The following is an 18,317-nucleotide window of genomic DNA, read 5'->3' on the forward strand; positions in this document are numbered from 1 at the left end:
CATGTGTAGACAAAGTACTAAAAAATGGATTTTTAGACTGATTGCAAGCGTTTGGCTGGCAGTCTGAATTAGCACTCTTCAGGTGTACCTGCATTCGTAGCTGTTCTAAAACTAGAACCACATCCACATGATGCGATGGCATTTGGATTATCGATTGTAAATCCTCCGCCTAGTAATGACTCTTTGAAATCAATTACAACTCCTTTTAAAATAGGAGCACTTTCATTATCAACTAAAAATTTAATGCCATGATATTCTAATTCTGTGTCATCATCATTTTTTTGTGGATCGAAACCAAGTCCATATGAAAGTCCAGAGCAACCTCCACCCTTTACTCCTAAGCGAACAAAAGTGTTTTGATCTTCTTCGTTTTCGATCATTTCTTTAATTTTTAAACCTGCTTGTTCAGTAACTGTAATCATTTATTTCACTCCTCTTTGAGTATAGTATATGCCTTCTGTTATTGTAACTGCTGGGCCTTTCATCCATATATCCCCATCAGTAGACCAAGTAATTTGTAAATCTCCACCTTGCAGGTGAACAGTTATCGGTTCATCTCGTTTATATTTACCTTCTTGTATCATAGCGGCTGTTGCAGCACAAGCTCCTGTTCCACATGCTTGCGTTACACCAGAACCTCGCTCCCATACAACGAAATTTATCTCATTATGCGGCAAACATTCGATAAATTCAACATTTACGCTTTCAGGAAATAAATCATGTTTTTCAACAATTGGACCTAAAGTTGTTAATGGTGCCGTTTTTATATCACTTACTTCAAAAACAGCATGTGGATTTCCCATCGAAACTGCTGAAAATTCATAGCTTTTTTCTTCAAATAAAATTCTATCTTTAGCATATTCCTGATCATTACCAATCATTGGGATTTGTGATCTTCGGAATATTGGTTTCCCCATATTTACTGTTACTTGATTAACAATATTGTTTTCAACATGTACTGTTGCTTCAACAATTGTACTGATCGTTTCAATCTTAAATGAAGTATTATTTGCAATTCCATGTTCATATGAATATTTAGCTACACATCTTAGACCATTACCACAATTTTTAGCTTCTGACCCATCATTATTAAATACTCGCATTTTTACATCTGCAACTTCTGATGGACTGATTAATATCATTCCATCACTACCAATACCTGTATTAATATTTGAAACTTCAACTGCAAGTTTAGAAAGCTCTTCTTCTCTTAAATTTTCTTCAAACATATTTACATAAATATAGTTATTTCCTAATCCATGCATTTTTGTATAACGAAAAGAATTCATTTTCATGACTCCTTACTTTTTTTATTAATACAAGTATAAAATTTAAATGAATTGAGCACAATAAGAACATCCCCCGTTTCTCGATATAGAAACATTTTAAGAGCTTTCACTTAAGTGAATGCTCATTTTTTTTGCATTAACTTTGCGAAAGATTAAAAATAGTGTACGTAATAAAAATAATATTGGTTAATGTAATTAATCGAAAGAATAGTATTATTGAAATGTTTAAACTAGGTTATGATTGAGGGATGTCAAGCGGATTTTGAGGAAGACTAAAATATTGTTGAAATAGCTCGAAAAATAGAAAAAGCACTGTTAATTATTAACAGCGCTTCTTATATTAACATATTTTCCTCTAAGAAAATATAAATATTATCTACTAGCTCGGTTGCCGTTTCTCCAGTAACTACTTCCCCTTCAACTAGTGCAAAAAGTGATAGACTACATTTTCCACAATATCCAAGGCAGCCATATTCTAGTATGTCTAGATTTGGATCACGTTCAAGCTGTTCTAAAGCTTTTTGTGCACCGTCTGCTAGGTTTTTTATACAAAATTCGACTAATGGTCTCACTATTTTTCACTCCTTGCTCCTCATAAAGTTACTCTTTTTTTTTAAAAACGTCAATCCTTTTGAGAATAAATGGAATGAGCTTTATTTTACTGAGTTAGGCGTTGTTATTTTAACATAAAATATATATAATATAATTGTCGAAAAATAGAAAAATTTTTTCATTCAACGCTAATAAAACAAAAGGGGAACATCAACTATGAAAAACCTCGTATTACTAGGTGCCGGATATGGAAATATTCGTGCTTTGTCACGTCTATTAACATCTGATTTACCTGAGGATGTTCATATCACATTGATTGATCGAAATTCTTTTCATTGCTTTAAAACTGAGTATTATGCATTAGTTGCAGGTACAGTTCCAGAGCAACACATTAGAATACCATTACCAACTCATGAGAAATTAAAAGTTGTTTATGGAGATATTACCACAATTGATACGGCAAACAAGAAAGTAGAATTAAGCAATGGAAAATCAGTTTCTTATGATGATTTAATTATCGGTTTAGGTTGTGAGGATAAATACCATAATGTACCTGGTGCACCGGAACATACTTATAGTATTCAAACAATTGAAAAAACAAGAAACGCTTATGAAAATGTAAACAGTCTACCTCCTAATTCAGTAATCGGTGTTGTAGGTGCTGGTTTAAGTGGTGTAGAAGTAGCTAGTGAGTTAAGAGAAAGTAGAAGCGATTTACAAATTTTACTATTTGATCGTGGAAGCCGAATTTTATCAATGTTTCCAGAAAAACTTAGTTATTATGTACAAAACTGGTTTATTGAGCACGATGTAAAAATTGTTAGCAATTCAAACATTACAAAAGTTGAGAAAAATACTTTATTTAACCATGATGATGAAATTCATTGTGACGCTGTAATATGGACAGCGGGAATTCAACCAGTTGAAGTTGTCCGCAATTTAGACGTAGAAAAAGACAATACAGGAAGAATCGTTGTAACCAAATATCATCACATGCCAAACGATGAGCATGTTTATGTAGTGGGAGATTGTGCATCATTACCATATGCACCTTCTGCACAGCTAGCAGAAGCTCAAGCAGAACAAATCGTTATGGTTTTACAAAAAAAATGGAAAGGTGAAGACCTTCCAGAAGTAATGCCTAAAATAAAATTAAAAGGTATTATGGGCTCACTAGGTAAAAAACATGGTTTTGGACTATTCAATGAGCGCCCACTACTCGGACGTGTTCCAAGATTAATTAAGTCTGGAATCTTATGGATGTATAAATACCACAATGGTTGATTAACAAAACATCTTTTTAGTTATATTAATATGCTAAAAAGCCCCTTACATAATTGCTAAGGGGCTTTTTTTTATTCTGTTTTGTCAGATTTAATAACTTCTTTTACACTTTCAACCATCCCTAAAAGCTTTGTAGCGTCTGTCGGAATAACAAGTTTTGATGCATGACCGTATGCTACTTTTTCTAAAGCTTCCATTGAACGCAATTGAACCATTTCTTTAGTTGGCTCTGCATTTCTCCAAACATCTAATACAAGTTGTTCCCCTCTAGCTTTCGCTTCAGCAAGTTTAATGATTGCTTCCGCTTCCCCTTCAGCGCGTAAAACTTGAGAATCTTTATCTCCACGAGCTTTTTCAACTTGGCTTAAACGTTCCCCTTCTGCTTCAAGAATTTTTGATTGCTTTTCTCCTTCTGCTTTCAGGATTTTTGATTCTTTTTCACCTTGTGCATTTAATACTTTTTCACGACGTGTACGTTCTGCTTGCATTTGTCTCTCCATCGCATTTTGTATATCAATTGGTGGAATAATATTTCGGATTTCTACACGATTAACCTTCATTCCCCATTTATCAGTTGCTTGGTCAAGAATTGCACGGAGTTTATTATTAACTGTATCACGACTTGTTAAAGTTTCATCTAAATCTAATTCCCCTATTAAGTTACGTAAAGTAGTAGCAGTCAAATTGGAAATCGCAGACAATGGATTAGCAATTTCGTATTCATGACGCACAACATCAGTTACTTGATAAAAGACAACTGAGTCTACTTGGATACTAACATTATCTTTTGTAATCATCGATTGTGGTGGAAAATCTACCACAGTCTCACGCAATGTTTTTTTACTAGCTACACGTTCAACAAATGGCATTACAACGTGGATTCCACTCTCTAATTTTCGATGGAATTTCCCTAATCGTTCTACTAGATATACTTCAGATTGTCTAACAATGCGGATACTTGATAATAAAAGTAACACAACAAATAAAACAATAATACCAATAATAATCGGACCAACCATAGAACCTACATCAGACATAGCACTTCTCCTCAATTAGTTATTTTTCACGTATAAAGTTGCACCTTCTATTTTTGTTACAATTACCTTTTCATTTAAAATTAATGGTTCAGTAGAACGGATTGTCCATTCGTCACCATAAACTTTAGTTGTACCTACTGTATCATCATTTATTTCAACAGAAGCTACAACGACCTCTTTACCAACTAATGCATATACTCCATTTTCTATCGTTTTATGCTGGTGGATTCTTTTTGCAAATTTCTTTGTACTAAGCCACAAAATTAATGCACTAATAACAAAAACGATAAAAGTAAAAGTATTTGATCCTGTAAAATAATTTACAACTGAAGCTAGAATACTCGCAATACCAATCCATAAGAATACAAAGGTTAACGAAAACATTTCGATAATAATTAATAAAACGCCAATTACAAATAAACTAATCGCAACCATTCCACCCCTCCTCCCAATCCTATATATATGCCAAAAATTGTAATTTATTTGTCTTTACACTTCTATTCTATCATGTAAATCTTCTGCATTTTACATAAAATAATGAATTTTATTAAAACATTTTAATCTTTTTGGAAAAGAGTCAATTACAATAAGAAGCCAATAAAAAGCAATTTATAATCAATAACCCTCCTTACATTTTTGTAAGGGGGGTTATTGTTGTTGAAAAACAACCTTGTCAATTAAATTACCAAATTTTCGTAAAAGGAGTATAGTGATGTTGATTTCCAATACAGTATACTCGCTTTCCATGGGGCGAGATTCTTTAGCCTCCTCGGCAAGCCTACGGGGTCTCAGCCTTCCCACTTATCCTATAGGAGTCGAGCACCCCTCCGCTCCAATCAACTTATTCAACGAAAAAAGTCTCAATAAATTCTAATCAGATTGCCTTTACTAAAGTAACCCAGCTATTTTATATTAATCAGCTTGTAGGTCAATAAATATCGAACATTAATTAAACTAAACAACTGAATTTATTTTAAAAAATTAGTCCAAAGTATTTTTAACTTCTGAAAAAAATCATTACTAGTGATTATTGGAATCATAAAATTAATCAACCATATTAACATTTAAAACCTTAATAGATCATCCCAAAAATGATAATTTCATCATTATATAAATGTTCATTTAATGTCCGTTTCCCTATTGACCATTTTATATTTCAACACTTTGAAAACCCCTTACAATTTTGTAAAGGGTTTTAATTCATTATAGTTCAATAGCGTTATAAACATCTTTTAATTTTGGATTACCTTCACCAACAACAGTTCCATTTACTAATACTACCGGATAGAAAAATTCATCATTTCTAACTCGTTCAGCGAAATCTTCTTTTTCATTATTCTCTACATTAAATATATCAATGTATTGAAAATCAAAGGCTAAGTCAGGATATTTTCTTTGAAGTGCAGCTTGAAGCCATTCAAAAGTTTCAATTGATGATGGCATTCCTACACAACTTGCACATATTACTTCAGCTCCAAAAACTTCCACTAAAATTTTATTACTCATTTTCTCCTCCTAGCATACAATAAGTGTGTGTCCAAAAATAATTTCAAACACACAAAGTACTCTGTAATAGATTTTTTCCTCTTAACTGATTATAATAAAATTAGTGAAAGGAGTCGATATGAATGGACATGAAAGAACAAGTACAAGAAGTTTTAGATAAATTAAGACCGTTTTTACTACGTGATGGTGGAGACGTTGATTTAGTTGATATTGAGGATGGTATTGTTAAACTTCGCCTTTTAGGTGCATGTGGTAGCTGCCCAAGTTCAACTATTACATTAAAAGCTGGTATTGAGCGAGCTTTATTAGAAGAAGTACCTGGTGTAATTGAGGTAGAGCAAGTATTCTAATATATTTTCAATACTAAAAGAGAGGGTTTAAAACCCTCTCTTTTATTTTAGCCATTTAATTTCACGAATCCCTAACTTAGCAGTTGGTAGTCCGATCAAATCATAAAACCCACCTAAAAAAGCTTCAAACTCACTTGTATTTTCAAGATAATTAACTAATTTACGCTCATACCTTTTCCGATCCGCATCACTCCTTGCCAAATAATATCCTTCAATTGTTTCAAAATAGTGTACGGGAAAAAGAAGCCTTGCAAATAATAAACGCCACGCAAAAGTAGATAATGGACTTTTCTTTTCATAACCATAAAAAAATGAAAGGATTTTCTTTTGATAATTATCAGGATTCTCTAAATATTCATCCCTAACCCATTCAGCAAGATCTCTGCTTGGATGATCGTAAATCCATTCAATCGGTACTTTCGCAAAATGAATTTCTTTCTGTCTTCGTTCAGTCATTTTTTGATGACAGATTGTTGCTGCATCAATAACTTGAGGAGTATCATCTAGTTCAGTATCTACAACATATTGAATCGCATTTTCAGTCATTCCGAGATAATAAGGAAAAGATTCAATAAATATTTGTTCGAAAAAATTTTCGGGGTGACTATTCACTTTACTTTGCCAAAATCGTTCTAATTGCTCTAAACGTTTTTCCCATAAATTCTTCCATTTCCCGATTCTATTTAATCTTTTCAATTCATCTGAATATTTTTTTCCTCTTAAATGAAAAATCGCAAGTTCTTCACCGTTATTATTACTGCGTTCATTTTGTCTGTTACTTTTAAATAGAGAATAGTTATTTCCATCAATCTTACTCACATAATACCCTTGAACATTTTGAACAAAGGTTGCGACCGATTGATCTCCGGTTGAGCTCATAAAATCACTTAAACTCTTCATTTCCTGCAAATCATCTTCTTTTAAATTTCCAATGGGTGCAAGAAAATACACCCTATTCCGCTGCCAAAACATGTAATATGACTGTACTTGAAGTAATTCAGCTGGTTGAATTTGATAATGAGTAAACATGTCTTGAATGATGTTTTGGTTGCGAATAAACATCATCACTCACATCCTTCTTATACCTACTTAATTAATATATATGTCACAAATCTAAAAACCTGTACCCTACTTTTTCACTTTCTATCTAAAACCCGAATGGCCATACACAAAAAGGGAGAGAATGACGTAGTATATATGAAATGTGGAAGCGAGTTGGTCAGCCCCGACAAGCATAAGACGAAGGCCAAGAAAGGTTGGTTTTTACCTTTATTGGCCTTCGGCTTATGACCTCGAGGGGCTACTCGCTGGAACTAGACATCATGAAATGTGGAAGCGAGTTGGGCAGGCTAATCACCAAAAAATACGTAGGAAAGTGGTTCAACAGATAAGGCATAAGTAATAAATTATATGTCTTAAACAATTTTTTACTATGTTTTAACTTTTTTTATAAAGGGGAATTTTGTTCGATATCGAATCATATATAATTAATCCTCTTATCTCTTTTAAAAAATTTATAGTAAAAGTTTTAATTATTTTATGAAATCTCCATTTTAGTTATTTTTATAGTAATTAAATCAATCAATAAGGAAAAGGTGATGAAATGGAATATTTAAATCACGATTTAGAAAAGACTGCATTATCGTTATTAGAAAAAAGAGGTGTTACGCTCGATGACATTGCTGATTTAGTTTATTTTTTACAAAGTAAGTACCATGAAAATTTATCTAAAGATGAGTGTAAACACAATGTTGAGAGAGTCTTGACAAAACGTGAGATACAAAATGCCATCATTACTGGTATTGAATTAGATATTTTGGCAGAGCAAGATAAACTACAAGAGCCATTGTTGGCTATTATCAAAAAAGATGAAGGCCTTTATGGAATTGATGAAATAATTGCCTTATCGATCGTAAATGTATATGGTTCAATTGGATTCACGAATTACGGTTACATCGATAAATTAAAACCTGGAATTTTAGAAAGATTAAACGATAAATCTACAGGCTTAGTAAATACATTTTTAGATGATATTGTCGGAGCGATTGCAGCTGCTGCATCTAGCCGACTTGCTCATCGTGCTGCACATAAAAAGGCAGATCAGATTAAAGCTGAAAATGAATAAAAAAGAGTGGTCTCATAAGTCAATGTATATTTGAGACCACTCTTTCATATTGAAATAATACAAAAACCCCACAAGTAAATTAATTACTAGTGGGTTTTTAAGTTAATTGATTTCTTAAATATATTTAATCCACTCTTCTAATGAGTCAACTGAATAAGTTGGCTGAGTTTCATAATTTGACAACATATCCCTTGTCGTTACACCAGTATGAACAATTAATGTGTCAACACCAGTATTAATCCCAGCCATAATGTCTGTATCATAATAATCACCAATCATTAATGTATCCTCTTTTGCAACACCGAGAACTTTTAATGCTTGTTCCATAATAATTGATTCAGGTTTTCCAATAAAAATTGGTTTTACTGTAGTAGATACAGTAATAACAGATGTTAATGAACCATTGCCAGGTAATAAACCTCTTTCAGTTGGTATCGCTATGTCACCATTAGTAGAAATAAATGTTGCGCCGTTTCTTACAGCTATACAAGCCTTTGCTAATTTCTCATAATTAATACTACGATCTAAGCCACTAATGACAAAATCCGGATTTTCATCTGTGATTGTTAAACCAACTTCCTCTAGGGCATATTGTAAGCCCTCTTCACCTATCATATAAACAGTAGCATCTGCCTTTTGTTCTTTTATGTAGTTTGCTGTGGCATTACTTGTTGTAAAGACCTGTTCTTTTGTAGTTGGAATATTAAAGGAATTAAGTTTATCAGCAACTTGTTCTGGTTTACGTGTAGAATTATTCGTTACAAAAAGATATGGAATATTTTTCTCCTTTAAAGCCTTTATAAAAAGACTTGCTTCCTCTATTTGCTCCTCACCGCGATACATAGTTCCATCTAAATCAATTAAGTATCCTTTATATTGTTTCATATTGCCACTCCTTACTAGTCAGGCTGTTCACTCAGTAATACAAGAAAACAGCGTTATTTTTACATAGAAAAATTAAAATTATTTTTCCTCATCACTACTAAAAGCATTTATTACTCCTAGCTCTTTATCAAGAAAAGCTTGAACCGAAACCGGGAATTCCTTATATGCTTCTATATTTTCGCTTAATGTCGTCACTATTTTTTCTGTAATTGAAGATGTGTAATCTTGTAATAAATGTTTTCGAATTGGAATTAATTTTTTTATGGATTCTCCAATTGATGCAGTAATAACTTTTTCATCCATTAGTATATCAACAATGTCATCATAACTTCCTGGGTCCCTCATTATAAAGCCATCAATCATTGTATTTCCAATATCTAACATACTATCAATCAAAAGATGTGTCATTCTTTCCAAAGCTAATTCTTCTATTTTATTTTTTGGATGGCTGTTTGACGCATATACCTCAAGCATTGAATTTAAAATTTCAATTCGATCTAATATGTTTTGACGATTTACAAAGTACATATGTACACTTCCTTCTCAATTCTATCTTCTACATTTTATGGACTTATATTTATTTTATAGCTAAATTCGAAAAAAATCGACAAATGAAAGCGTTTCTTACCGATTTTTGTTATATTATATAGGTGAATATTTTTCTGGGGGTTGGACTATTGGAGCGTGAATTAGCACTTGAGATTGTAAGAGTTACTGAAGCAGCTGCCCTTGCCTCTGCTCATTGGATGGGCCGCGGTAAGAAAAATGAAGCTGATGACGCTGCTACTTCTGCAATGCGTTCGATGTTTGATTCAGTAAATATGGCAGGTACTGTAGTAATTGGTGAAGGTGAACTCGATGAAGCACCAATGCTATATATAGGTGAGAAATTAGGAACTGGTAATGGACCAGAAGTAGACATTGCAGTTGATCCTCTTGAAGGAACAAATATCCTTGCAAAAGGTCATGCAAATGCTATGGCAGTAATCGCAATTTCTGATAAAGGCAACTTATTACATGCACCTGACATGTATATGGAAAAAATAGCTGTAGGTCCTCGTGCTGCTGGTAAAATATCATTAGATGATCCGATTGAAAAAACGATAGATATTATTGCTGAAGCAAACAATAAACGTGTACATGATTTAACGGTAATTGTCCAAGAACGTCCTCGGCATGAGGAAATCATTGAACGAATTCGTGAAAAAGGTGCTCGTGTTAAATTATTTGGTGATGGAGATGTTGGCGCTGTTATAGCTACAGCATTACCTCATACCGGAATCGATCTCTTTGTAGGTACTGGTGGCGCACCAGAAGGTGTTATAGCCGCTGCAGCGATAAAAGCCCTTGGCGGCGACATGCAAGCTCGATTGGTACCAATGAATAAAGAAGAAGAATTACGTTGTATGGATATGGGTCTTAATAATCCAAGACAATTATTAACATTAAATGATTTAGTAAAAGGTGACGATGCAATTTTTGCTGCTACAGGCGTTACTTCAGGTGAATTACTTGAAGGAGTTACTTTCTTAGGTGGAGACTTAGTCGAAACTCATTCAATTGTAATGAGAAGTAAAACGAAAACTGTGCGACATATTAAAGCACATCACCATTTAGGATCCAAGCCAAATCTTATTTTAGTATAATGGAGGAATAAAAAATGTCAGAACGTTTTTTCTTATATGATGACACTATTCAAGCAAAGACTCGTTTTGTAAGCTTTATGGGAGAAGAGCAAAGACATGATCTTGCTTTAGTATATTCTGATCGTCATTATGGCAAAGTTATGATTATGGATATGCAAAGTAATCGATTTGCAATTATCGGTTCAGATGATTTAAAAGAAGAAGGTTACTTAGAATTTGCTTTCGGAATTTCTGAAGAAAAGGCAGCTGAATTATTAGATTTTCTAAGTGAAATTATTTTCTAATTTTTCGATCCTGTGGATAAATAAATTATTTTTACTAAATAATCTGAAAAAAAGTGGATAACTAAAAAGTTGTCCACTTTTTTTGTGATTAAGTCTTCACTTATTCACACTTTTGTTGAAAGATTCAAACTTATCCACAAGGTTTTTATTCTTTCAAAAAATCAAAAAATACTTTATCCACAAAATTTTTTATGTTCTAGGTAAACAACTTTCTTTAAAATACTGTGCTCCCCTTAAATAACAAAAAAAAATGAGGTTTCCCCCATCTTTTAATTTTTTACTTTCTTAACTACAAAATATTTACATCCAAAATTACAATACTCATAAATATACTCACGTAATGTACTTATTTTTGAATCATATGGAACATTTTTTTGAGAATCGTCAAAAAATCCTCTAAGTCTAAGTTGCTCATAGCCCCAATCCCCAACAATGTAATCATACTTTGAAAGGATCTCTGCATATCTCGCTTTAAAGGCTTCTTCATTGAATCCTTCACGGTAATCTTCAACTACTTCATAGCAAATATTTTGTATGCAAACCAATTTGTATTCTCCTTCCTTTTACTCCCATAAATATGTAACAAATATTTTGGCATACTAATTTTACATTGATGATTAAAAGGTGGTATTTAATATGCGTAAATATTTAGTTTGTTTATTAACCTTATTTTTATTAACAGGATGTTCATTCGGTCCAAGTCATTCGAGACAGTTCGATTATGAGGACGTAACATATAAAAATGAACATCGAACTAATCCAACACCTAAACAATTAAATACAAAGCCGATGGATTTAGGCGATGTAAATGCTAAAATGTCAAATAACTCTTACAAAGATTATGGCTTTTCTAGACTACAAAAGCAAGATGTTTTAGGTAAAGATGGCGATTATACATTAACGATTGATAAACAAGAAGTGTCAAAATTCATTTCTTATTTAGTTGTTAAGCTTCCTGATATAGACGATGCTGCTACACTAGTTACAGATCAAGAGGTATTGATTGCTTATCGATCAGATGGAGACAAATCATTAGCTAGAAAACAGGTTGAAAAAACTGCTCAATCTGCACTTCCTAGTTACTATCATATCTTTACTTCAAATTCGATACAAAATATTAATAATATTGAGGACCTAAATAAATATGGTCAGCTTAATGATGGACAATTAGAGCAACAAATTAAAGATTTAGCTGCAGGTTTTGATGTAGATAAGCAAAGCATGCATTTTGATCAGATTTCAAAATAATTATCAAAATAAAAGCACTAGCATAGGCTAGTGCTTTTTAATTATGCTTGTTTAGCAGCTTCTACTTGTTCGTCAGCATGGTATGATGAACGAACTAGAGGACCAGCCTCACAGTGTGAGAAACCTTTTCCTAAAGCAATTTCTTTTAGGGCTGCAAACTCGTCAGGAGTATAGTATTTTTTAACAGTTAAATGAGTTTTCGTTGGCTGTAAATATTGACCTAATGTAATGATATTTACACCAGCAGCACGTAAATCATCCATTGCTTCGTAAATTTGCTCATTTGTTTCCCCTAAACCAAGCATGATGCTTGATTTTGTAGGAATGCTAGGGTTAATTTCTTTTGCTCTACGTAAAAATTCAAGTGATCTTTCATACGTAGCTCTTGCACGAACACGTGGAGTTAACTCTCTAACTGTTTCAATATTATGGTTCATAATATCTGGTTTTGCATCCATTAACATTTTAAGGTTTTCAAATTTCCCACCCATATCAGATGGTAAAACTTCAATTGTAGTAAATGGATTTGCTTTTCTAACTTCTCTAACAGTTTCTGCAAATACAGCTGCTCCACCGTCTCTTAAGTCATCACGAGCAACCGCTGTAATTACTACGTGTTTTAAGTTCATTTGTGTCACAGATTCAGCAACTCGAACTGGTTCTTGTAGATCAAGTTCAGTTGGTAAACCAGTTTTAACTGCACAAAAACGACATGCACGCGTACAAACTGCACCAAGGATCATAAATGTAGCTGTTTTTCTAACTGCCCAACATTCATGGATATTTGGACAACGAGCTTCTTCACAAACAGTGTGAAGATTTTTTGATCGCATCATTTTCTTTAATTCTGTGTAAGATTCATTTGTGTTTAATTTTATTTTTAGCCACTCGGGCTTTCTCAAATATTCTTCTTTTTTTGATGCCATTTGAAATTCCTCCAACGTTTATTCGTTTACGACATATTTCATTTTCTCTTCCAATAGTATATATATTACTACATTTTTCGCGGATATGAAAAACTTTCGTTTGATTATCCCTATTATCCCTATAATTTCCATTTATGAAAGTCGCTTCTTTAACCAAACTATATATGTAAATCAATTTAAAGGATGATGGTTTTGAAAAAAATAATTGTACTTTTTTGTATGGTGGTTATCTTCATAATGCCATCATTTACAAATGCAGAAGAAATTGATCAAGCTCAGCTTAATAAAGAACGAATGGCCTTATATAAAAAAGGTGAAACCCTGACTTTTATCCCTTGGTATTACTTTGCAGCTATAGATACTTATGAACGTAATGTACGGAGTGTAAGGAACGATATACCAAAACGCGAAAATGGGGTCCTTTCTATCTATATTAAACCAGAGGATTGGAGCGGCCTATCAAATCCAGTTAAGAAAGACACATACGCTCCTACTATCCATCTTTTTAGCGGTATTGGTTTAGATGGAAATAATGATGGAAAAGCTTCACTAGAAGATGATGAGGATATTCTATACACTTTCATTCATCGATTAAATTTTTATGGACCATCCAGGCAATATATTCGAATGATGCTATGGGATTACTACCAAAGAGCCATAACAGTTGATATTATCGATGAGTACGCTAGTTTGTATCAATATTACGGAAAATTAAATATAGAAGGTAATGCATTCCCATTACCAATTCGTAGTACACATAGTTATCGTAGTACATGGGGTGCTCCTCGAAGCTTTGGTGGACGAAGAGTTCATGAAGGTACTGATATTTTTGCAAATTATGGTACTCCTGTAAGGTCTACATGCTATGGAGTTATTGAGACAAAAGGCTGGAATCGAATCGGAGGATGGAGAATCGGAATTCGAGACTTAAGTAATAATTATCATTACTACGCTCATCTAGGTGGCTTTAACAAAGACCTTCAAAGAGGGCAAGTAGTAGAGCCAGGAACACTTATTGGCTATGTTGGAAGTACTGGATATGGACCTCCAGGGACATCTGGAAAATTTCCTCCACATTTGCACTATGGTATTTACAAAGACAATGGTTATTCAGAGTGGTCTTTTGATCCTTATCCAAAATTACGTCTTTGGGAGCGTCAGGATAGAAGCAAATAAAGAAAACTGACCAAGGCGAGTTTTTGGGTAAATTGAAACCATTAATGAAAAAAAAGCAGACTAACTTATCGTAGTGTAATAAGTTTAGTCTGCTCTATTTTAAATTTATTTTTTTCCATTTGTTGTTGATGGAACTTGTTGAGTATTTGGAGTAAATGGAATATAATTTGGAACTTCCCCATCGATAATTTCAGTAGCAATTGGGACCTCTACCTTTACCTTTGTCGATTTTGTACTAAACGGGATAATTACATTCATATTTACTTCTACATTCATAATAATTTCGACTACAGAATTATCAAATCCAAAAGGCTTAACTTCTTGTGTAACATTAGCCACTGCATCACCGACTACAGAAAAGCGAACTGGTATAGTAGGTCCAATTTTTCCTAAAAGTACTGTATTTGTTACGACCCCAATCGGTACTTTTAAATATAGCCCCTCATGATCCGACTTCATTTTCTTCTTTTCTGCTTTTGATAAAGATAAAAATGATAGATCTCCATTTTCAACTCTACGTATATTTTCTTCAACATGCTGAGTAGTAGAACCAATTATTTTATTGATTAAATATGTATTAGTACTTATTATCGCCTTACCATTCTCATCAACATCCCGAATGATAATATCCTGCCCTTGCAGTTCCTTAGATGCCGATTCATACGCTTCATTGATAACTAAAGAAGCAATTCGTCTTGTTTGTTTCTCAGAATATTTTAAGATTGTAGGTGTGAAAATTTTATCAATTTCCCAGAAAGCATATAAGGAAAAAAATAATAGAACAATACAAATAACTACATATTTATTTGGAAATATATTACGAATTGTTTGTGTTATTTGAGTTGAATTCCTTTTAAATCCGCCAAAAGATTTTCTTTTTGAAACAAAAAGTTTATTTTTTGGAACACGTCTGTACTTAAATCTCTTCATTGTATCCATGCCCCCTTACTAATGGGTATGCATGTCAATGCCTGTTCATTCTTAATGGATTTGTACAATTAAAAATCAACTTTTTTTATTATTTGATTATACTCGATAATCTCTAATTTCAACTCATTATATAAATTCACTTCATAAGGATTGCTTAATTTTATTCCTTTTTCTTCAATTATTAGCACAACTGGACGATCTGTAGCAGCATCATTTTGACTAAAAACGATTCCTTGTCTACCATCACTCAATTTTACGTGTAATCCCGTTGGATAAATGGTTAGTAGATCGCTAAATATGCTAATTAATTTAGCATCATATAATTTATCACTCTCATTAATTAATAATGTTAATCCTTCATGCGTGAGCATTGCTTGTCGATATACTCGATTTGAAGTAACAGCATCAAAAAAGTCTGCAATCCCAATAATCTTTGAGAAAAGATGTATTTCTTTACCAATTAAACCTTTTGGATAGCCGCTCCCATTAATCCTTTCATGATGCTGTAATGCACAGTCCGCAACAAGTGGATGAATAGAAGATACTTGTCGTAGCAGATCGTATCCAGCAATTGTATGTTGTTTAATGAATGCATATTCATCTTCAGTTAAACGGCCCCGTTTATTTAAAATCTTTTTGGGTATTGCCATCTTCCCAACATCATGTAAAAGTGCACCTAATCCAAGTAAATTAAGCTGGATTTTACTTAAATCTAATGCCGTTCCAATTCCTAAAGAATAAATAGCTACATTTAGAGAATGAGTAAAGAGATACTCATCATAATGTAATACGTCAATCAATAAAGATAAAACATCCTTCTGTTGCCATAATTCGTTTTGCAGTGATTTTATCGTTTCTTTAAGCCTAGATGAGTTCTTTTCTAAAGATAGCCCTCTTAAATAAAAATCTTCGCTAATTAATTTAACAAAAGCATCTTCTATTGTTTTTGTGATTTCAATGCGAAGTTCGTCTGAAATAATTGTCTTTCCCATTAAAGGTTCTGATGATTGAGCATGTACAAAAACAAATTGAATAGCTAATTTATGTATTCCATTAATCATCTCTTCTGTTAAAGGAATATTTGCATTAACAATCATTTTTCCATGCTCATTATAAATCGGTTTTCTTAAGATCGTACCTGGAACAAGTGTTGATGCTTCAACAACTCTCATTGTTATCTCCTTGAACAATTTTTTAATTAAATATATGGCTCTTCATAACAGTTAATACATTTTAAAATAAATTTTTAGGGCATCGTCTACACAAAAAGCCACTAAAAAAATTTAGTGGCTTTTTTTATATCATCTTTAATAATGCGTCTCTTCCAATCATACCTTTTTGAATACCTAACTTTTCTGCTTCAACAGTAATGGATTCTAAAGGCGCATTTAATAATTCTTCTATTGTTTTTACACCAACCGCTCGGCCTGCGATAATTTGACGATCGCGCAATCTTTCATTTAATAAAGCTACATCTAATGCTCCGCACATAATATATCCGTTATCATTCATAACGACCAATAACGTAGTTTTTGGAAGTAAAACTGTAACAGCATTAAATGTATGATTATCTATTTTAATTGGGCTTAAATTGATCAAGTTCAACGCTCCTTTCTCATTCTAAAATATGAGAAAAAAACAAAAGTGTAACCTGTCTAAACTTGATAAATTTTATACATCTTTTAAAGCCGAAAATAACACATCACGAATAAACTCAGGCATAAAAAATCTTTTATGACTAGCATCTCGAATTGTAGGAATTAAATGACCAAACGTAAATAAATCCAAAGTTCCAATCTCATACATTCGATTTAAATCTAACATTTCACCATTAATAAGTAGATCCTCTTTTTTCAAATGCCTTTTCTTATCTTTATTAACAAAAGTGATTCCATCGTAAACCATTTTTCCAATTACTTTCCCTCTAAATCCAAAACCTTTCATCTTTAAGTGAGTCAGCTCTTTATCTTCACAACGATTTAAAACATTTAATAATTCCTTACCAGACAAATTAACGACACAAGGATTAATAGGATGTGGGCAAATCCGATGAATGTCACCCTTAGTAACAAGGCCATTATTTAAACCTTCAAGTAAAATACCGGAATTTAGTATACTGATATCTGATTTAGTCCATTGGCGTAGTGCATTTGCTAATAATTTCAGTAATGGACTATCTTTAAACCAATTTACACCCATGTTACTCGGTAGTTGTGCTACTGGTTCATTTAAAATTCCTTTACTTAATCTCATTAAATTAGCCAACATCATTTTCGTCATTTCATCTTGATAATATGTTGGGACTGTATGTACTTCAGTAACTGAAGCTTCAGTATTGATAATACTTTTCGTCTCTTTATTTACAGTAATTAAAACCTCGCCTAAATAGTTACCGTGTTTACCTGTTCCACAAAGTAAAGTTTCACCAGCATACTCTCCATTTGGGAATAAATGATGAGTATGTGCGCCTAAGATAATATCGACTCCTGAAAATTGTTCAGCGATTCTCTGATCGTCTCTCATCCCTAAATGAGAAAGTATAATGACAATGTCTGATTGCGCTTTGACAATTGGCAATATGTTATTTAACATTTCAAACGGATCTTTTATACTCCATCCTAAAGTTTCATAAAACACAGGATAAGCGACTGTTAAACCAATTACTCCTAGCTTTACTCCATTTTTTTCATATATTTCAAAAGGCTTGCTGAAACTCTCGGTACCTTCATCTGAAATGTTTAAATTACCAACTAATACATCAAACTTTGCATCTTCGTAAAGGTTTAACAACTCACCTTTTGATAAGGTAATTCCTTCATTATTACCTATTGTAATTGCATCAAACTTTGCATCATTTAAAAGTTCCACATTGCCTTTTCCTAAAGTGGCCTCCGAAATTGGATGAAAGCGATCAACGAAATCCCCAATATCAAAAGTAAGTGTGGCTTCACCTTTTCCTGTAGCTAATTCTCTTTTAGACTTCAACAAACCGACGATTGTTGGCCACGTTTCAAAGTGGCTATGAATGTCATTTGTATGGAACAACCGAATATTTATCGTTTGATTTGTTTCCATTGTT

At 32.9% G+C, this 18,317-nt stretch carries 22 protein-coding genes; 7 read left to right on the top strand and 15 right to left on the bottom strand.

Translation table 11 applies throughout. The features are described 5' to 3' along the window. Nucleotides 1–68 precede the first annotated feature (68 nt). From BED47_RS23800 to BED47_RS18095, 3 genes are all read right to left on the bottom strand, one after another. Nucleotides 69–422, bottom strand: a complete 354-nt coding sequence (locus BED47_RS23800; RefSeq protein WP_069034812.1) for a HesB/IscA family protein — start codon at nucleotides 420–422, stop codon at nucleotides 69–71. Then, nucleotides 423–1,289 (bottom strand): diaminopimelate epimerase, encoded by an 867-nt coding sequence (gene dapF, locus BED47_RS18090; RefSeq protein ID WP_069034813.1) that lies wholly within the window; start codon nucleotides 1,287–1,289, stop codon nucleotides 423–425. A 335-nt stretch (nucleotides 1,290–1,624) separates the two neighbouring features. Further along, nucleotides 1,625–1,861: a YuzB family protein gene (locus tag BED47_RS18095; protein ID WP_056468696.1), complete on the bottom strand. Its 237-nt coding sequence runs from the start codon at nucleotides 1,859–1,861 to the stop codon at nucleotides 1,625–1,627. Between the two features lie 196 nt (nucleotides 1,862–2,057). Between BED47_RS18095 and BED47_RS18100 the strand changes: the two genes are divergently transcribed. Then, nucleotides 2,058–3,125 (top strand): NAD(P)/FAD-dependent oxidoreductase, encoded by a 1,068-nt coding sequence (locus BED47_RS18100; protein WP_069034814.1) that lies wholly within the window; start codon nucleotides 2,058–2,060, stop codon nucleotides 3,123–3,125. Nucleotides 3,126–3,196: 71 nt separating this feature from the next. Here the strand turns inward: BED47_RS18100 and BED47_RS18105 are convergent, their stop codons facing one another. The 3 genes from BED47_RS18105 to BED47_RS18115 all read right to left on the bottom strand — a co-directional run bounded on the left by BED47_RS18105 (nucleotide 3,197) and on the right by BED47_RS18115 (nucleotide 5,668). Continuing rightward, nucleotides 3,197–4,162, bottom strand: coding sequence for an SPFH domain-containing protein (locus BED47_RS18105; RefSeq protein ID WP_217493010.1), 966 nt, complete (start codon nucleotides 4,160–4,162; stop codon nucleotides 3,197–3,199). Between the two features lie 15 nt (nucleotides 4,163–4,177). Continuing rightward, nucleotides 4,178–4,597, bottom strand: a complete 420-nt coding sequence (locus tag BED47_RS18110; protein WP_069034815.1) for an NfeD family protein — start codon at nucleotides 4,595–4,597, stop codon at nucleotides 4,178–4,180. 768 nt (nucleotides 4,598–5,365) lie between these two features. Further along, nucleotides 5,366–5,668 carry a YuzD family protein gene (locus tag BED47_RS18115; RefSeq protein WP_069034816.1) on the bottom strand — a complete coding sequence of 101 codons (303 nt, stop codon included), beginning with the start codon at nucleotides 5,666–5,668 and terminating at the stop codon, nucleotides 5,366–5,368. A 122-nt stretch (nucleotides 5,669–5,790) separates the two neighbouring features. On the opposite strand from BED47_RS18115, the gene BED47_RS18120 reads away from it, so the two are divergent. Further along, the gene (locus tag BED47_RS18120; protein WP_025671774.1) at nucleotides 5,791–6,018 is read left to right on the top strand and encodes a NifU family protein; all 228 of its coding nucleotides are present in this window, start codon (nucleotides 5,791–5,793) and stop codon (nucleotides 6,016–6,018) included. A gap of 42 nt (nucleotides 6,019–6,060) precedes the next feature. Here the strand turns inward: BED47_RS18120 and yutH are convergent, their stop codons facing one another. Beyond that, nucleotides 6,061–7,059 (bottom strand): spore coat putative kinase YutH, encoded by a 999-nt coding sequence (gene yutH / locus BED47_RS18125; protein WP_069034993.1) that lies wholly within the window; start codon nucleotides 7,057–7,059, stop codon nucleotides 6,061–6,063. Nucleotides 7,060–7,621: 562 nt separating this feature from the next. Here yutH and BED47_RS18135 point away from each other — a divergent pair. Continuing rightward, nucleotides 7,622–8,143: a phosphatidylglycerophosphatase A family protein gene (locus BED47_RS18135; protein WP_069034818.1), complete on the top strand. Its 522-nt coding sequence runs from the start codon at nucleotides 7,622–7,624 to the stop codon at nucleotides 8,141–8,143. Between the two features lie 114 nt (nucleotides 8,144–8,257). On the opposite strand, the gene BED47_RS18140 is transcribed toward BED47_RS18135, so the two are convergent. Continuing rightward, nucleotides 8,258–9,028, bottom strand: a complete 771-nt coding sequence (locus BED47_RS18140; RefSeq protein WP_069034819.1) for a TIGR01457 family HAD-type hydrolase — start codon at nucleotides 9,026–9,028, stop codon at nucleotides 8,258–8,260. A 78-nt stretch (nucleotides 9,029–9,106) separates the two neighbouring features. Beyond that, on the bottom strand, nucleotides 9,107–9,556 hold the full coding sequence (locus BED47_RS18145) for a DUF86 domain-containing protein (protein ID WP_069034820.1): 450 nt from the start codon (nucleotides 9,554–9,556) through the stop codon (nucleotides 9,107–9,109). 149 nt (nucleotides 9,557–9,705) lie between these two features. On the opposite strand from BED47_RS18145, the gene glpX reads away from it, so the two are divergent. Continuing rightward, nucleotides 9,706–10,674 carry a class II fructose-bisphosphatase gene (glpX, locus tag BED47_RS18150; RefSeq protein WP_069034821.1) on the top strand — a complete coding sequence of 323 codons (969 nt, stop codon included), beginning with the start codon at nucleotides 9,706–9,708 and terminating at the stop codon, nucleotides 10,672–10,674. A 14-nt stretch (nucleotides 10,675–10,688) separates the two neighbouring features. Further along, entirely contained in the window at nucleotides 10,689–10,958 is a 270-nt protein-coding gene (locus BED47_RS18155) for a DUF3055 domain-containing protein (RefSeq protein WP_025672291.1), read from the top strand. Between the two features lie 269 nt (nucleotides 10,959–11,227). On the opposite strand, the gene BED47_RS18160 is transcribed toward BED47_RS18155, so the two are convergent. After that, nucleotides 11,228–11,503, bottom strand: coding sequence for a YutD family protein (locus BED47_RS18160; protein ID WP_056468720.1), 276 nt, complete (start codon nucleotides 11,501–11,503; stop codon nucleotides 11,228–11,230). Between the two features lie 91 nt (nucleotides 11,504–11,594). Here BED47_RS18160 and BED47_RS18165 point away from each other — a divergent pair, with 91 nt between their 5' ends. Next, a complete protein-coding gene (locus tag BED47_RS18165; RefSeq protein WP_069034822.1) occupies nucleotides 11,595–12,206 on the top strand; it encodes a YhcN/YlaJ family sporulation lipoprotein in 612 nt (203 codons plus the stop codon). 41 nt (nucleotides 12,207–12,247) lie between these two features. Here BED47_RS18165 and lipA read toward each other — a convergent pair whose 3' ends face one another. Beyond that, on the bottom strand, nucleotides 12,248–13,132 hold the full coding sequence (lipA, locus tag BED47_RS18170) for a lipoyl synthase (RefSeq protein ID WP_069034823.1): 885 nt from the start codon (nucleotides 13,130–13,132) through the stop codon (nucleotides 12,248–12,250). A gap of 186 nt (nucleotides 13,133–13,318) precedes the next feature. Between lipA and BED47_RS18175 the strand changes: the two genes are divergently transcribed. Next, nucleotides 13,319–14,308, top strand: coding sequence for a M23 family metallopeptidase (locus BED47_RS18175; RefSeq protein WP_069034824.1), 990 nt, complete (start codon nucleotides 13,319–13,321; stop codon nucleotides 14,306–14,308). 105 nt (nucleotides 14,309–14,413) lie between these two features. On the opposite strand, the gene yunB is transcribed toward BED47_RS18175, so the two are convergent. From yunB to BED47_RS18195, 4 genes are all read right to left on the bottom strand, one after another. Beyond that, nucleotides 14,414–15,238: a sporulation protein YunB gene (gene yunB / locus BED47_RS18180; RefSeq protein WP_069034825.1), complete on the bottom strand. Its 825-nt coding sequence runs from the start codon at nucleotides 15,236–15,238 to the stop codon at nucleotides 14,414–14,416. A 68-nt stretch (nucleotides 15,239–15,306) separates the two neighbouring features. Continuing rightward, nucleotides 15,307–16,410: an HD-GYP domain-containing protein gene (locus tag BED47_RS18185; RefSeq protein WP_069034826.1), complete on the bottom strand. Its 1,104-nt coding sequence runs from the start codon at nucleotides 16,408–16,410 to the stop codon at nucleotides 15,307–15,309. A gap of 124 nt (nucleotides 16,411–16,534) precedes the next feature. After that, a complete protein-coding gene (locus tag BED47_RS18190; RefSeq protein WP_069034827.1) occupies nucleotides 16,535–16,837 on the bottom strand; it encodes a YunC family protein in 303 nt (100 codons plus the stop codon). A gap of 72 nt (nucleotides 16,838–16,909) precedes the next feature. Then, nucleotides 16,910–18,313: a bifunctional metallophosphatase/5'-nucleotidase gene (locus tag BED47_RS18195; RefSeq protein ID WP_069034828.1), complete on the bottom strand. Its 1,404-nt coding sequence runs from the start codon at nucleotides 18,311–18,313 to the stop codon at nucleotides 16,910–16,912. Nucleotides 18,314–18,317: the final 4 nt, after the last annotated feature.

The organism is Gottfriedia luciferensis (genome assembly GCF_001712755.1).
In the GTDB taxonomy this organism is placed as follows: domain Bacteria; phylum Bacillota; class Bacilli; order Bacillales; family Bacillaceae_G; genus Gottfriedia; species Gottfriedia luciferensis_B.

What these genes read in the sequence shown, in the direction of transcription:
- BED47_RS18145 (WP_069034820.1), bottom strand. Translation starts at nt 9,556, where the DNA reads ATGTACTTTGTAAATCGTCAAAACATATTAGATCGAATTGAAATTTTA.
- dapF (WP_069034813.1), bottom strand. Translation starts at nt 1,289, where the DNA reads ATGAATTCTTTTCGTTATACAAAAATGCATGGATTAGGAAATAACTAT.
- lipA (WP_069034823.1), bottom strand. Translation starts at nt 13,132, where the DNA reads ATGGCATCAAAAAAAGAAGAATATTTGAGAAAGCCCGAGTGGCTAAAA.
- BED47_RS23800 (WP_069034812.1), bottom strand. Translation starts at nt 422, where the DNA reads ATGATTACAGTTACTGAACAAGCAGGTTTAAAAATTAAAGAAATGATC.
- BED47_RS18135 (WP_069034818.1), top strand. Translation starts at nt 7,622, where the DNA reads ATGGAATATTTAAATCACGATTTAGAAAAGACTGCATTATCGTTATTA.
- BED47_RS18100 (WP_069034814.1), top strand. Translation starts at nt 2,058, where the DNA reads ATGAAAAACCTCGTATTACTAGGTGCCGGATATGGAAATATTCGTGCT.
- BED47_RS18165 (WP_069034822.1), top strand. Translation starts at nt 11,595, where the DNA reads ATGCGTAAATATTTAGTTTGTTTATTAACCTTATTTTTATTAACAGGA.
- BED47_RS18155 (WP_025672291.1), top strand. Translation starts at nt 10,689, where the DNA reads ATGTCAGAACGTTTTTTCTTATATGATGACACTATTCAAGCAAAGACT.
- BED47_RS18105 (WP_217493010.1), bottom strand. Translation starts at nt 4,162, where the DNA reads ATGTCTGATGTAGGTTCTATGGTTGGTCCGATTATTATTGGTATTATT.
- BED47_RS18195 (WP_069034828.1), bottom strand. Translation starts at nt 18,313, where the DNA reads ATGGAAACAAATCAAACGATAAATATTCGGTTGTTCCATACAAATGAC.
- BED47_RS18115 (WP_069034816.1), bottom strand. Translation starts at nt 5,668, where the DNA reads ATGAGTAATAAAATTTTAGTGGAAGTTTTTGGAGCTGAAGTAATATGT.
- BED47_RS18185 (WP_069034826.1), bottom strand. Translation starts at nt 16,410, where the DNA reads ATGAGAGTTGTTGAAGCATCAACACTTGTTCCAGGTACGATCTTAAGA.
- BED47_RS18140 (WP_069034819.1), bottom strand. Translation starts at nt 9,028, where the DNA reads ATGAAACAATATAAAGGATACTTAATTGATTTAGATGGAACTATGTAT.
- yunB (WP_069034825.1), bottom strand. Translation starts at nt 15,238, where the DNA reads ATGAAGAGATTTAAGTACAGACGTGTTCCAAAAAATAAACTTTTTGTT.
- BED47_RS18110 (WP_069034815.1), bottom strand. Translation starts at nt 4,597, where the DNA reads ATGGTTGCGATTAGTTTATTTGTAATTGGCGTTTTATTAATTATTATC.
- BED47_RS18120 (WP_025671774.1), top strand. Translation starts at nt 5,791, where the DNA reads ATGGACATGAAAGAACAAGTACAAGAAGTTTTAGATAAATTAAGACCG.
- BED47_RS18175 (WP_069034824.1), top strand. Translation starts at nt 13,319, where the DNA reads ATGGTTTTGAAAAAAATAATTGTACTTTTTTGTATGGTGGTTATCTTC.